This window comes from Cupriavidus sp. GW822-FHT03E04 (assembly GCF_058801495.1).
The window spans coordinates 77,027-90,797 of the sequence record NZ_JBXANI010000022.1 but is presented as its reverse complement, the minus strand read 5'-3'; the positions used below and the strand labels follow the sequence as shown (position 1 = coordinate 90,797).

Here is a 13,771-nt window from a genome sequence, read left to right as displayed (position 1 = left end):
CTTGCGCGCCCGGGCTGCGTTCCTATTGCCTGGGCGCCTTGGCCCGATCGCGTCGGCGATCGCTGGCTGACCGTTGGCGCACGCTTTTTGCGTGCGCCGGCGGCGGGCGCGCAGCCGTTTCGCCTGCCCCCATTTGTCATGCAGATCAAACAGATCACTATGTTTTCCATGGTGGCGTTGCTGTCGCTCGGAGCCTTGCCGGCTCTCGCGGCACAAACGTTCACCTTGCCGCAACTGCTGTCCCTTTCGCAGTCCACCAACAAAGGCGTGGAGGCGGCGCAGGCCGGCGTCGATGCCGCCAGCGCCGCTGTGACCAGCGCGCGTGCCTATCCCAATCCGCAGGTCGAGGTGATGTACGGCCGTCTGTCGCCGCGCACTGCCGGTGTGACCGGTGGCGCCGCGCCGACCATGGCCATCACCCAGAAGCTGGACTATCCGCAGCAGCGCAAGCTGCGCGCCGAGATCGCAGGGCGCAGCCTGGAGGCCACCGAAGCCGGCCGCCAGGCGTTCCGCGCGGACCTGGCGGCGCGGGTCAAGACGTCGTACTTCGATGTGCTGCGGCGCGAGATGGAGCTGGCCGCGGCCAAGGAAGACCTGGCCATGATGCGGCAGATCCAGGACCGCGCGCGGCTGCGGGTGGAGGTGGGCGAAGCGCCGCGCTATGAGCTGATCAAGGCCGAGACCGAGCTGCTGAGCGCGCAGAAGACGCTGCAGAGCGCCCAGTTGCGCGTCAACCAGGCCAAGGCGGCGCTGCGCCAGCAAGTGGGCGGCGCCATGCCGGCGGCCTATTCGCTGTCCGGCAGCCTGAGCCAGCCCTCCGCGCTGCCGGCCCTGCCGATGCTGCGCGACACCTTGACCGGCGCCAACGCCGAGCTGACCCAGCGCCGCCTGGAAGCGGACCGCGCCAGCCTGGCCGTGGACTACCAGCGCTCGCTGCGCCTGCCCGAGCTGGCGGTGCGCGCCAGCGCAGAGCGCCAGCCGGACAACACGGTCTCGCAGGTTGGCCTGGTCCTCACCATCCCGCTGTGGGACCGCCGCAGCGGCCCGGTGGGCGAGGCGAGCGCGCAGGCGATCCAGGCCCGCACCGCGCTGGAGGCCCGCGAGTTCGAGCTCATGCAGGAGCTGGAATCGGCTTACCGCCAGTACGAGATCACGCAGTCGCAGGTCAGCGCGCTGGAGGGCGGCATCGTGCGCCAGGCCGAATCCGCGCTGGCGGTGGCCGAGTCGGCGTACCGCTTCGGCGAGCGCGGCATCCTGGACTACCTCGATGCGCAGCGCGTGCTGCGCGGCGCGCGCAGCGACCTGATTGCCGCGCAGTTCGAGCTGCAGGCCGCCACCATCCAGATCGAGAAGCTGCTGTCGAGCGTGCCCGGGCAGACCGCGGCACCCACGGCCCCCACGGCCCCGTCCGTACCCACGGCTCCCCCGGCATCTACGGAAACCAAATAAGCATGCGCCCCCATTTTCTACTTTCCCTGACGGCAACCGCAGCCCTGCTGTTTTCCCTCGCTGGCTGCTCCGACGAACCCGCACCGGCCGCCGAGCCGCCTAGGCAGCCGCCCGGCGTCGTCAAGCCGGAAGAGACGCTGCAAAAAACCCTGAAGGTGGCCGCGGTGGCTGCCAGCCCGTTCAGCGAAATGCTGCGCGTGTCCGGACGCATCGATTTCGACGAGCAGCGCGTGGCGCGCATTGGCGCCAGCGTGACCGGCCGCGTGACGGATCTCTACGGCATCCTGGGCCAGGAGGTCAAGGCGGGCCAGGTGCTCGCCCGCCTGCATAGCAGCGAGCTGGGCGCGGCCCAGATGGCCTTCCTCAAGGCCGAGGCGCAGACCGAGCTGCAGGCCCGCAACGCCGAGCGCGCGCGCCAGCTGTTCGCCGCCGACGTGATCGGCCGCGGCGAGCTGCAACGCCGCGAGAGCGAGCTGGCCATTTCCTCGGCCGAGATGCGCGCCTATCGCGACCAGTTGCGCGTGCTTGGCATGTCGGCCGCCGCGGTGGCACAACTGGCCAAGAGCGGCAGCATCGATTCCTACTCGCCGGTGTTCTCCAGCATCAGCGGCACCGTGGTGGAGCGCAATGTCGCGCAAGGCCAGGTGGTGCAGCCGGCCGATGCGCTCTACACCGTGGCCGACCTGTCGCGCGTGTGGGTGGTGGCGGAAGTGCCCGAGCAGCAGGCCGCGCTGGTGGCCGAGGGCCAGAGCGTGGACATCGAGGTGCCGTCCCTTGGCAACGGCGCGGGCCAGAAGCAGATCACCGGCAAGCTCATCTACGTGGGCCGCACCGTGAATCCGCAAACGCGTACCGTGCTGGTCCGCACCGAGCTGGATAACCGCGAAGGGCGCCTGAAGCCGGCCATGCTGGCCAGCATGCTGATTGCCAGCGCTGCGTCCGAGCAACTGGTGATCCCGGAGTCCGCCATCGTGCGCGACGGCAACGACGAGCTGGTCTACGTGGAGCAGGCCGGCGGCCTGTACCGCCAGGTCAAGGTCAAGCTGGGCGCCGAGAGCGACGGCATGCGCGTGGTGCAAAGCGGGGTGAAGGCGGGCGAGCGCATCGTGGTGGATGGTGCCTTCCACCTCGACAACGAGCGCAAGCGCCTGGAACAGGGGTAATCGATCATGCTGAAATCCCTTGTGGAAGCCGCCATCAAACAGCGGCTGGTGGTTTGCGTGCTGGCGGTGGTGCTGTTCTTCTTTGGCTTGCGCGCGGCAACCAAACTGTCGGTGGATGCCTTCCCCGACGTCACCAACGTGCAGGTGCAGATCGCCACCGAAGCCACCGGCCGCTCGCCGGAGGAAGTGGAACGCTTTGTCACGGTGCCGGTGGAAATGGCCATGACCGGGCTGCCGGGCCTGGAAGAAATGCGCTCGCTCAACAAGGCGGGCCTGTCGCTGATCACGCTGGTGTTTACCGATGCGACGGATGTCTATTTTGCGCGGCAACTGGTGATGGAGCGCCTGATCGAGGTGGCCGGGCGCATGCCCGAGGGCGTGACGCCGGTGCTCGGCCCGGTCTCCACCGGCCTGGGCGAGGTCTACCAGTACACGCTGGACCGCGTCGACGACGGCAACCGCGCGCTCACGACCGAGGAACTCTCCGAGCGCCGCATCGCGCAGGACTGGGTGGTGCGCCCGCTGTTGCGCTCCATCCCGGGCGTAGCGGAAATCAACTCGCAGGGCGGCTTTGTCCGGCAATACCAGGTGCTGGTCAACCCGGACCGCATGCGGCATTACCAGGTCACGCTGCAGCAGGTCTACCAGTCGCTCGCGCGCAATAACGCCAACTCCGGCGGCGGCGTGCTGCCGCACTACGCCGAGCAGTACCTGATCCGCGGCGTGGGCCTGGCCCGTGGCGTGGACGATATCGGCAGCATTGTGCTCAAGGAGGTCGCGGGCACGCCGGTCTATGTGCGGGATGTGGCCAACGTGACCATCGGCCACGAGGTACGGCAGGGCGCGCTGGTCAAGAACGGCGAGACCGAGTCGGTCGGCGGCATCGTCATGATGATGCGCGGCGGCAACGCCAAGGAAGTGGTGAGCCGCGTCAAGGCCCGCGTGGCCGAGATCAACGAGCGCGGCATGCTGCCGGGCAAGCTGCAGATCGTGCCGTACTACGACCGCAGCGAGCTGGTGGACTCCGCGCTGTGGACCGTCACCAAGGTGCTGCTCGAAGGCGTGGTGCTGGTGGTGATCGTGCTGTTCCTGTTCCTGGGGGATGTGCGCTCGTCCGTCATCGTGCTGGCCACGCTGGTGCTGACACCGCTGATGACCTTCATGGTGATGAACCAGGTGGGCTTGTCGGCCAACCTGATGTCGCTCGGGGGGCTGGCCATCGCCATCGGCCTGATGGTGGATGGCTCGGTGGTGGTGGTGGAGAACGCGTTCGAGCGGCTCGGCCACCGCGACAAGAGCGGCATGAGCAAGACCGAGATCCTGGTCAAGGCGGTGCAGGAAGTGGCCACGCCCGTGATCGTCGGCGTGGGCATCATCATCCTGGTGTTCCTGCCGCTGATGACGCTGACCGGCATGGAAGGCAAGATGTTCGCGCCGCTGGCGTTCACCATCTCGATTGCGCTGGCGATCTCGCTGTTCCTGTCGCTGACGCTCTCGCCGGTGTTGTCGTCCTACCTGCTCAAGGGCGGCGCGGAGCACGATACCTGGCTGATCGCCTTCATGAAGCGCCACTACCTGCGCATGCTGCACTGGGCGCTGAACAATAGCCGCAAGACCGTGATTGGCGCGGTGGTGGCATTCATGGCCACCGTGGCCATCGTGCCGCTGCTGGGCACCTCCTTTATCCCCGAGATGAAAGAGGGCTCGATCGTGCCGGCGCTGGACCGCGTGCCTAACATCTCGCTGGAGGAATCGGTCAAGCTGGAGATGGAAGCCAACAAGCTGGTGCTGTCGGTGCCCGGCGTGAAGTCGGTGGTGTCCGGCGTAGGCCGCGGCGAAAGCCCGGCCGACCCGCAGGGCCAGAACGAATCGACGCCGATTGCTAGCCTGAAGGACCGCGACGAGTGGCCCGACGGCTGGACCCAGGACGATATCGCCAACGCCATCCGGGAGAAGCTCAAGGCCATTCCCGGCGTGCAGATCGTGATGGCGCAGCCGATTTCCGACCGCGTCGACGAGATGGTCAGCGGCGTGCGCTCGGACGTGGCGGTGAAGGTGTTCGGCGACGACCTCGACAAGCTGCGCGAGCTGGCCGGCGAGATCGCGCGGGTTGCCGGTGGCATCCAGGGCTCGCAGGACATCCGCATCGAGCGGATCTCCGGGCAGCAATACCTGTCGATCGAGATCGATCGACAGGCCATCGCGCGTTATGGGCTCAATGCCTCCGACATCCACGACATCATCGAGATCGCCATCGGCGGCAAGCGCGCCACGGACATCTTCGAAGGCGAGCGCCGCTTTGCCGCCGCAGTGCGCCTGCCCGAGGCGTTCCGCGACAACGTGCAGGCCATCCGCCAGTTGCTGGTGGCCACGCCCAACGGCGCCCAGGTGCCGCTGCAAAGCGTGGCCAAGATCGAGGTCACCGACGGCCCCGCGCAGATCAGCCGCGAAATGGCCAAGCGCCGCGTGGTGGTCATGATCAACGTGAAGGACCGCGACCTCGGCGGCTTCGTCGCCGAGCTGCAGCAGGCCGCACACGCCAAGGTCAAGCTGCCGGAAGGCTACTACCTGGAGTGGGGCGGCCAGTTCCAGAACATGGAACGCGCCATGGGCCACCTGAAGATCATCGTGCCGGTGACCATCGCCGCGATCTTCTTCCTGCTGTTCCTGCTGTTCAACTCCGTGCGCTTTGCCACGCTGATCATCACCGTGCTGCCGTTTGCCTCCATCGGCGGCATCATCGGCCTGTTCGTTACCGGCGAGTACCTGTCGGTGCCGGCCTCGGTGGGCTTTATCGCCCTGTGGGGCATGGCGGTGCTCAACGGCGTGGTGCTGGTGTCGTACATCCGCACGCTGCGTGACTCCGGCTTGTCGCTGGACCAGGCCGTGATCCAGGGCGCGACCCAGCGCTTCCGCCCGGTGATGATGACAGCCACCATCGCCATGCTGGGGCTGGTGCCTTTCCTGTTCTCCACCGGCCCGGGCTCCGAAGTGCAGCGCCCGCTGGCGGTGGTGGTGATCGGCGGGCTGATCACCTCGACCCTGCTGACACTGGTGATGGTGCCGACGTTGTATCGCTGGTTCGATAACCGGAAACCGGACCCGATGAAGGACGTGCCGGTGTAACGCGCAGAGACATCGCACAGTCAGGCAACGCCCCACGCGGTCCCGGTGGGGCGTTTTTATTTGGGGCAAGCCGCCGCGCTAACGCATGGCCTCATCCATTCGATATCATGTGCCCTGCAGCGGCACCAGCGCGCACGCTACGGCATGGCATCACACCCGGGTGGGGTGGACGGGGTGCCGATGCGGGGCGCGCCGAAGCCTTTTACCGGCCCCCCAAAAAAGAGGTTATTCAGACTTTCGCGTGGATAAGTGGCGGGAAGCAAAACGCTGGTTTGCTCCCCTCTCCCATGAAATGGGAGAGCAACCGGGGGAGAGGGTGGGCGTTCGCTCAACGTGATGCGCCTCGCTCTTGCGCAGGCCCGCCCTCTCCCCCAACCCCTCTCCCGCCATGCGGGAGAGGGGAGCTACGGCAGCGCTGGATTTGGCCCAGCGATGCATCAACCCACACGAAAGTCGGATGAATCAAAAAGGAAAGAAGCGCGTGGCAGGCCCAGCATCAGCACAGATGGCGGCAGAACCCGAAACCGGCGCGCAGGCAGACGGCGCGGCGCCGCCGCCGCCGCAAGTGCATGTCCGGCTTGATGGGCGGGCGCTTCCCGACGCCGGCGAACTCTGGCGCGCAGCGCTATCGCCGCTCTTTGACGTCGAGATTGGTGCCGCATCTGACGCTTTCTCGGCCGAGCTGATGGGCGTCCATCTGGGCGACAGCTTGATCGCCCGTGTCGGGGGCTCCGTGGCGCATCGCTTCAAGCGGGGCAGCGTCGAGATCCGGCGCAGCAATATCGACCACATCCTGATCCAGCTTTACGTCACGGGCGGCGTTCAGGGCGAGTACGGCAACCGGCCGTTCCATGCGAGCGAGGGATCGATCAGCCTGCTCGACCTGGGGCGGACGTTGGATAGCCGGACGCCGGCGTTCTCGAACATCACCCTCACCGTGCCGCGCGACCGCCTTCCCGCCTCGCTGAGGAGTTGCAACCTGCACGGCACCGTGCTGGATGCCGGCCAGGGTTCCACACGCTTGCTGGCGTCTCACCTGTCGCAACTCATGCTGGCCGGCGCCAGCCTGACAGCGCAGGAGACGGCCGCATCGGTCACCGCGGCGCTGATCATGCTGGAGGGCAGCGGCGCCAAGCTGCGCGATAGCGAGCCCGAAGTGCAAACGGCGGCACGCCGCAGCATGCGCAAGCTGGTACGGCGCTATATCGAACAACATCTGGCCACGGAAGCGCTCTCGCCGGAGCAAGTTGCCAGCGTCTTCCGCCTGTCGCGAGCCAGCCTCTATCGGCTGTTCGAGAGCGACGGCGGTGTCAACGCCTACATCCAGGGCAGGCGGCTGGATCGCTGTTTCGATGAACTGGCCCGATCCAAGGGCAGCGGGCTCAGTATCGCCGAGCTGGCATATCGTTACGGCTATTCCAACGAGAGCACGTTCAGCCGCGCCTTTCGCCGGCGCTTCAGCCTGAGTCCGCGGGAGGTGCGCGCGCTCGCGGAGCGTCCCCGCAACAACTGGCCAGCGGCGTCGGCCAACGGCAGCGAAGCTGCCACCATCAACGAATGGCTGGAGAGCCTCCGGAGCGAATTCACTGCCATCGGTGCCGGCGCCTGACTGCAAGGCCTCCATCCTCGATGTCGATCGCTTGCCCGCCGCACTGCGTGTAGCACGCCAGGCAAGCACCGTCGCATTGGCAACGCCCCGGGCGGCCGGGGTCTTCAAGCGCGGCAGGAAGGCGTGACTCCGGCCGCGAAAGCCGGCTCAGCGCACCTTGGGCTTGCCATACCGGATCGGGACATCGACCGCCGCCCCCGGTGCAAGCAGTGTCTTGAGCTGTTCCCTGGCGCTGACCGCGTCCTGGAACGAAGCGAACGTCAACTGGCTGATGCGCATGTGGTCAAAGTACTGGACCCCGATTGCGGCGTGGCTTAGCTTGCCGATCGTCTGCTGGACTTCCTGGGTCGATACTTGCGAAACAACCACCTCGTTGCGGCTTTCGCCCACAACGCCCCGATCGTTGACGACCAGCGTCACCGCACTGCCCACGGCTCCCGCGTTCTTCGCCGTGGCCGAGGCCGGCAGCGTCTGGAGCGACTGGCTGCCAAGGCGAACGACCGTTGCGCCCGCAAGGCTCTTCAATTGCGCGGGCGACAGCTGTTGCCCAGCCACATAAGTCGACGCGCCTGCGTAGCACAGCGTGGTGGCCAGCGCTGCGACGCCGCACAGCAAGCCCCTGAAGGACAAATTCATTTTCATCATCATCATTCTCCTCGCCCCGTTATTTCGCGGCAATCACACGGTATTCAACAGCCAAGGGCTTGCTGAGCTTGACGCTGACGCCGTCGGCTTCTGGCTGGAAACTGCTGCACGTGCCGGGCGCTGCGGTGGCCGGCATCACGCTGACCGCATACACCTCCCAATTCCCGGCGGCGTTCTCGCCATGGAATGCATAGCTGCCTAGCCCGTAGCTTTTCACTTCCGGAACGCCCGTGCTGTAGTAGCTGTTGTATGGAACAGCGAGTGCGGAAATGGTCCCGGAGGGCGATTTGACAAAGACGCCAACGCTGCCGACGCAGATGGAGCCGCTCAGTCTCAACTGCAGGGCATCCACCTTGTCATTGCCGCCGACCGTGAACTGCCCCAGTTTCTGGACCGAGCCGTACTTGAGCTGGGCGCTATCGGCGAACGCCTTGGTGAAGTCGCCAATGGCCAGGGTTGCCGGCTTGTAGGCACTGTACGCCTTCGCCAGCCTGACAGCGGCCGCGGCATCCGCCAGGCCGAAGCCGTACCAGTTCGAGTAGTAGTTGCCCGCGGCATTCTTTTGCCAGCCCAGGTCCAGCCGTGCCGTTTGGCTGCCATCGACGAGGCTGGCGTCTTCGCTGCCGGTAAATGTCCCCTGCTTCAGGTCAAGCCGGAGATTCCGGTTGTCGCGCGAGCCATAGTCCGGATCGATTCTCCTGGCGGTTGCGCGCAGAATCTCGCGCACGTCTCGCCACGTCAGGTTTGGATTTGCCGCCAGCATCAGTGAAACCACCCCTGAAATGGTCGGGGTGGCGGCCGAGGTGCCATTCATGCTGGCATAGTCGCAGTTCGGGTTATCTTTCTTGTTGGTTGCGCTGCCGCCAATGCTGAATGCGTTGGTGAGTTCCAGGAAGTTGCGGCTATAGCCTCTCGCGCAAGAGCTCAGGTCGGTCGAGAAGATCATCGGACCGGAGCCGAGCTCGCCGTATTGTCCCGCTTCTCCGAATTCACCGCCAAGCCCGGTGATCCAGTTGACCGCCCCGGCGTTGGAGTAGCTTGACTTGATGCCCTTGGCGTTGGCCGCGCCGACCAGGATGACGCCTGGCTCCAGCGCCTCTGTGTCGTTCGCGGGATTCTCGCAACTGATGACGCCGCGTATCCCACCGACATCCGGGCAAAACCTGGGGTTGTCGCCGCCGGTGTTGTTGTACTCATTGCCTGAGGCCTTCACCATGACCAGGCCCTTGCCGCTTCTCAGGTTTGGAAAGGCCCTGATGACGGAGCTGCTCCCGGATTCGGTGTCGTACTCGTCCGGCACTACGGGATTGCCTCCGTATGATGCATTGATGATGTGGGCGTTCCTGGACCAGTCGGCACCGCCGTAGGCCTGCAAGATACTGGCATTCGCGGTGCCGATGAAACGCGCGCCGCCCAGGGTGGCGCGGGGCGCGATGCCAATCACGCCTTTCCCGTTCTGCGCCGCGCCGATGATGCCGGCGACATGGGTGCCATGGGCCTCCGAAACGTTATTGGGGATATCGGCGGGCGTGGGGTTGTTGGTGCCGTTGTCAAAGTTGTAAGTCATCGACTTGTTCACATTGGCGGCCAGGTCCTCATTGCCGATATCGACGCCGTCGTCGAGCACCAGGACATTGACGCCCTGGCCTTTGATGCCCGCGGCGTGCACGTCTTCCACGTTGAGATCGGTGACGCCATCCGCGATCCCGGAGAAAGACTTGAAGTAGCTGGTGGCCTGCTTGAGCGCCCATTGGTAGATGTAGAGCGGCTCCGTGGCCCCGGTCTGGCAGGCGAACTTCGCATCCACGCCGGTTTCGGCGCAGGTGGACGCCGGGGGCACCGGCGTGGGCGTGGGCGCGGCGGGCGTCTGAGCGTTCGCGGCAGCGTTCTCTGGATTGTCACCTCCGCATGCCGAGAGCGCGGCGGCGGCCAGGAGTGTCAGCGATATGAATGTCGTCCTACTTTTCAACATGAGATTTCCCGCCTTCAATATGGTGTTTTCAGTACGCTATGGCTCGTGCCGGGCGCATCCCCCAGGAACTGCATGGTGTCAGCCAGCCGCGGTGGGCTGTGCCGCACACAAGCTGCGCTGCCGGGCTGCTATCGAGAACCCTTGGATGGCCTGGTCGTGCGCGGCCAGGTGCCGGCAAGCAAGTCATGCTTGCCATCGAAGGTCGCTTGCCACTCAGGCCCGGGCCGCGCTCTTGCTAGATGGGTGGCGCGTACCACGAACCGGCGCCAATTTTTGCAGAGTTATCGTTTAGTCACTTGACGCTGTGTCTCACAAAAACCGACGTTCTGTCTCACATGAGGGGGCCGGGCCGTGTTCAACGGGGCGGTTGCCTGTGGCGGCCATGATTCAGGATGGTGAGCGCGTCCATCGTCGTGCCAAGCGTGATTGCTAAGCAGATAGGCCCAGCCGGCGTAGCAGGAAATGGATCAGGACGCGCACACGCTGCGGCATGTGGCGATTTGATGGGTACATACTTCTGCGTCCAATGCACAATAGAAAGTACCCCCAGCAATTGAAACAGCCGCTGTGCGCGCATCAGTGATCCCTTGGCATCCCGGATGCAGTCGATGGCGCATTAGGGAGTGCGACTGCCTTGGCCTGCGCTTCGAAAATCATGGAACGCCACCACCCCATAGGCGACGATGGCCTCGGTGGTGACCTGCCTCCGGACTATCGGCATCAGGATGGTAGCAACGGCAAAGTCGAGCCCATCGAAAGCGAGAAGCACGCCGAGGCCGGCGACGATGCGCACAAGAGGCCTGTTGCGCATCCGATGGGAGAGATAAGGAAACGCTTCGGGTCTGCAAGAAGGTAGCCGTGAAGCCGCCTCGACTTGCGGGGCCCCGTCACCTCGTACGTCCAGATATTCAGTCCATCGGCCTGTTGGCAGCATCGTTGATTTTCAACCAATCTGGCAGCTTGCAATCGGAGGGCTTCCCTAGCGCGATACTTGCGGGGGATCGCTCTTAAATACAGTGACTACGCTCATGGTATCTACCTATATTCCCTGTTTCTTCTTATGAAATAGAGTGTAGACACTCGATATGAGCAAAAGTGGCGGATGAACTCGTTTCAACCGTCTCGCACAGCAAGAGGGGATAAATGCATCAAATCAAGCTCTCGCCCCACATCGTGGAGCGCGCCCAACGTCAGCGTGGCGGACACCTGACACCAAGGCCGATTGATGTAACGCGCACCGCACACCTTGTCATCGATCTCCAGGTGGGATTTCTGGAAGTTGGTGCTCCCGTAGAAGTGCCTGTTGCGCGTGAAATCGTTCCGAACGTCAACCGGATATGTACTGCAGTGCGAGAGGGCGGCGGGGTCAATGTGTTCCTGCGATATACCTACGATCCGCATGAGCGAACCCCGTGGACGCGATGGTACGAAAGGTTCTGTGGCCCGGAAGTCGCCGCTCTATCCCGCGCAGCTTTCCGCCGTGGTGCGCGAGAGCATCAACTCTGGCCCGAACTTGATGTTCGAGAGGGTGATTGGATCGTCGAAAAAACACGCTTTAGTGCATTTACGCCCGGAACCTGTTCACTGCACGAACGGCTGATGGAGCGCGGCATCGAAACAGTGATCATTACCGGCACACTCACCAACTGCTGTTCCGAGTCCACGGCGCGCGATGCCCACCAGTTGAACTATGACGTCGTGTTCGTTGCAGACGCTAACGCGACGCTAAGCGACGAGGAACACAACGCCACGCTGAATAACCTGTATCCCACCTTCGTCGACCTGATGCTTGCGGACGAACTGACGGAGAAGCTTGGGACCCCACCTCATCGTTCGATGACAGCGAACGTCCTGCCGAGCATCGCCAAGTAGTCGTGTAGACACGCCACCCCAAATGAATCGAATACGCGCTCGACGCATGCAGAGGTGCCATAAGAGGCACGACAGCGCGGCGTGTGAGGAAGGTTCGCGCGGCGGAATGACCGCCTTTTCGCCCCGCGCTCATGCGCTTTATTGGCGGATTGCAAGCTTGCCAGCACAGGCCTGACAGGTCGGCCCACAAGGCCCCAGCTACCTGCCCATGTGCTGGACTGTACGACCAACCAAATCAATCGGGCCTGAAGTCAGGCGAAAGAGCGAAATGTCCAATACCTCTGAAATTACACCTGGCAGCGGGGTAGTTCCGCATGCGTCAGGAGCCGATGCCGCTTCCGGCGAGCATGACGACTATGCCCGTTCGAGAGTGCCTGATCACGCTAAGCGTGGAGCAGGCTCGATTCTCACCGTACTGGTTGGCTTCGTCACAGCCTTCTTCTTTGTACTCGTCGGGGGGCTGTTCCTGGCCAAGAGCGGCGCCGCCGCGACGTGGTCCGGCCTCGTCATTTCGTTCGTGATTTTGGTCGTCCTCACGCTCATCGTCTGCCGGACCGCATCGCAAGAAGGCTTGACCGCCGAACTGCTGACCCGTGGAACTGGCTTTGGCGCAGTGGGTTCGATTCTCCCTTCCGCTATCTATGCAAGCACCTTTGTCATCTATGCCGGGACTGAGGGGCAGATCCTGGCTCACTCCATTAACCAGATCTTTCATATCCCCGAGCAGATCTGGTACGTGGTGGTCTCCCTGATCTTTCTGCCGATGGCCTGGAATGGCATTAACACCATGACGAAGATTCTTGCATGGACCGTGCCGGTCTACGTCATTCTCCTTGGGGCCGCGATTGTGGCTGCGTGGAACAAGAATCCCGGAATGCCTTCCGGCATGTTCACGGCCATGCCCGCGGGCGCGGTTGGGGGTGTCGCCGGCACCATCGCGATTGTTGCGGCGCTGGCGGGGACGGTGGGTATCAATCCATTCGAGGCCGCGGACTACAATCGCTTCATCCGGGCCGAAGAGTTCAAGCGTAAGGCGCTCATCAGCGTTGTTCTGCCGTATGCGCTGCTTTTCTTTGGGGCCATCCCCCTGGGTATGTATTTCACGCTTGTGACCGGGAGCGTGGACCCATCGATCTACTTCATCGGATTGATTGGATTGCTTCCCGGTGTTGCGCTGGCATGGGTGTCGCAAATCCGCGTGAACCTGACGAATCTCCATGTGAGTTCCGTCGCGTTTGCGTCCGGGGCCGAAGCCGTCGGGGCACGCAAGCTCCACCGCCGATTCTGGCTCCTGATGGTAACTGCTGCGTCGATCGCCCTGATGTGGTTCAACGTGCTGGGTAACCTCACTGTCTATCTGGAATGGACTGGCATCTTTTTGCTCTCTTGGGTCGCCTGTGTCGTATCGGACATTGTCGTAGTCCGCGGTGCATTGAAAATCGTGACTGGCCCGATTGAATATCGTACCGGCCACATCCGCGCATGCAATCCGGTCGGTGTCATTGCGCTGTTGTCGGGCACGATTGTCGCTTCATGGCTCTGGTTCTTCGCAAAGGACCCAATCCTTGCAGGCCTGTCGGCGTACATCGGCTTTGCTGTTGCCTTCACGGTCCATGTTGCTCTGGCGGTTGCAACTAAAGGTCGAACTTACTTTGCCGATGCGTCTGATGAGCGCCTCGCTGTTAACAAGCGATGTGTGGCCATGTAAAGAGAGTGTGGATCGATCATGGATCAACTTGGCCCTGCGTGATTGGCGATGCGGATCCATCCGCGCTCGATTCGCTTGCATACTCATCATCTTGCGAAGCAGAAACAGGAGGGCGATGCGCTCGCCCTGGTTGAGATCGCCGTAAGTGTTCTCAGTCACGTCTTTGGCGAAGGGAATCGTCTTCTCGATGAAGCGAACAGCCCCCCATTTCCTGGACGGTGCATAGC

Annotated in this window: 9 protein-coding genes and 2 pseudogenes; 7 read left to right on the top strand and 4 right to left on the bottom strand. The window is 63.7% G+C overall.

All coding sequences use genetic code 11. The features are described from left to right. The first annotated feature begins 168 nt into the window (after positions 1 to 168). The 4 genes from AC1RQC_RS28685 (at position 169) to AC1RQC_RS28670 (ending at position 7,347) form a co-directional block, all read left to right on the top strand. Positions 169 to 1,449, top strand: a complete 1,281-nt coding sequence (locus tag AC1RQC_RS28685; protein WP_492885376.1) for a TolC family protein — start codon at positions 169 to 171, stop codon at positions 1,447 to 1,449. A gap of 2 nt (positions 1,450 to 1,451) precedes the next feature. Then, on the top strand, positions 1,452 to 2,612 hold the full coding sequence (locus AC1RQC_RS28680) for an efflux RND transporter periplasmic adaptor subunit (RefSeq protein ID WP_492885324.1): 1,161 nt from the start codon (positions 1,452 to 1,454) through the stop codon (positions 2,610 to 2,612). A 6-nt stretch (positions 2,613 to 2,618) separates the two neighbouring features. After that, positions 2,619 to 5,738: an efflux RND transporter permease subunit gene (locus AC1RQC_RS28675; RefSeq protein ID WP_492813361.1), complete on the top strand. Its 3,120-nt coding sequence runs from the start codon at positions 2,619 to 2,621 to the stop codon at positions 5,736 to 5,738. 505 nt (positions 5,739 to 6,243) lie between these two features. Continuing rightward, positions 6,244 to 7,347 (top strand): helix-turn-helix domain-containing protein, encoded by a 1,104-nt coding sequence (locus tag AC1RQC_RS28670; protein ID WP_492885322.1) that lies wholly within the window; start codon positions 6,244 to 6,246, stop codon positions 7,345 to 7,347. Between the two features lie 147 nt (positions 7,348 to 7,494). On the opposite strand, the gene AC1RQC_RS28665 is transcribed toward AC1RQC_RS28670, so the two are convergent. Both AC1RQC_RS28665 and AC1RQC_RS28660 read right to left on the bottom strand, forming a co-directional pair. Continuing rightward, positions 7,495 to 7,992: a hypothetical protein gene (locus AC1RQC_RS28665; RefSeq protein WP_492829352.1), complete on the bottom strand. Its 498-nt coding sequence runs from the start codon at positions 7,990 to 7,992 to the stop codon at positions 7,495 to 7,497. Between the two features lie 19 nt (positions 7,993 to 8,011). Then, complete coding sequence (locus AC1RQC_RS28660; protein ID WP_492885320.1) at positions 8,012 to 9,964, bottom strand: S8 family peptidase; 1,953 nt, start codon at positions 9,962 to 9,964, stop codon at positions 8,012 to 8,014. A gap of 655 nt (positions 9,965 to 10,619) precedes the next feature. Here AC1RQC_RS28660 and AC1RQC_RS28655 point away from each other — a divergent pair. Beyond that, positions 10,620 to 10,820, top strand: a complete 201-nt coding sequence (locus AC1RQC_RS28655; protein WP_492885380.1) for a hypothetical protein — start codon at positions 10,620 to 10,622, stop codon at positions 10,818 to 10,820. Here the strand turns inward: AC1RQC_RS28655 and AC1RQC_RS28650 are convergent. Next, positions 10,802 to 10,891: pseudogene (locus AC1RQC_RS28650) on the bottom strand (conjugal transfer nickase/helicase domain-containing protein); the annotation flags it as partial. The gene AC1RQC_RS28655 and the pseudogene AC1RQC_RS28650 overlap by 19 nt on opposite strands. A 216-nt stretch (positions 10,892 to 11,107) precedes the next feature. Between AC1RQC_RS28650 and AC1RQC_RS28645 the strand changes: the two are divergent. Both AC1RQC_RS28645 and AC1RQC_RS28640 read left to right on the top strand, forming a co-directional pair. Beyond that, positions 11,108 to 11,836 carry a cysteine hydrolase family protein gene (locus AC1RQC_RS28645; RefSeq protein ID WP_492376584.1) on the top strand — a complete coding sequence of 243 codons (729 nt, stop codon included), beginning with the start codon at positions 11,108 to 11,110 and terminating at the stop codon, positions 11,834 to 11,836. Between the two features lie 268 nt (positions 11,837 to 12,104). Beyond that, positions 12,105 to 13,544: a purine-cytosine permease family protein gene (locus AC1RQC_RS28640; RefSeq protein ID WP_492813353.1), complete on the top strand. Its 1,440-nt coding sequence runs from the start codon at positions 12,105 to 12,107 to the stop codon at positions 13,542 to 13,544. An 84-nt stretch (positions 13,545 to 13,628) separates the two neighbouring features. On the opposite strand, the pseudogene AC1RQC_RS28635 reads toward AC1RQC_RS28640, so the two are convergent. Then, positions 13,629 to 13,733 (bottom strand): annotated as a pseudogene (locus AC1RQC_RS28635) (MarR family transcriptional regulator); the annotation flags it as partial. Between the last annotated feature and the right edge of the window lie 38 nt (positions 13,734 to 13,771).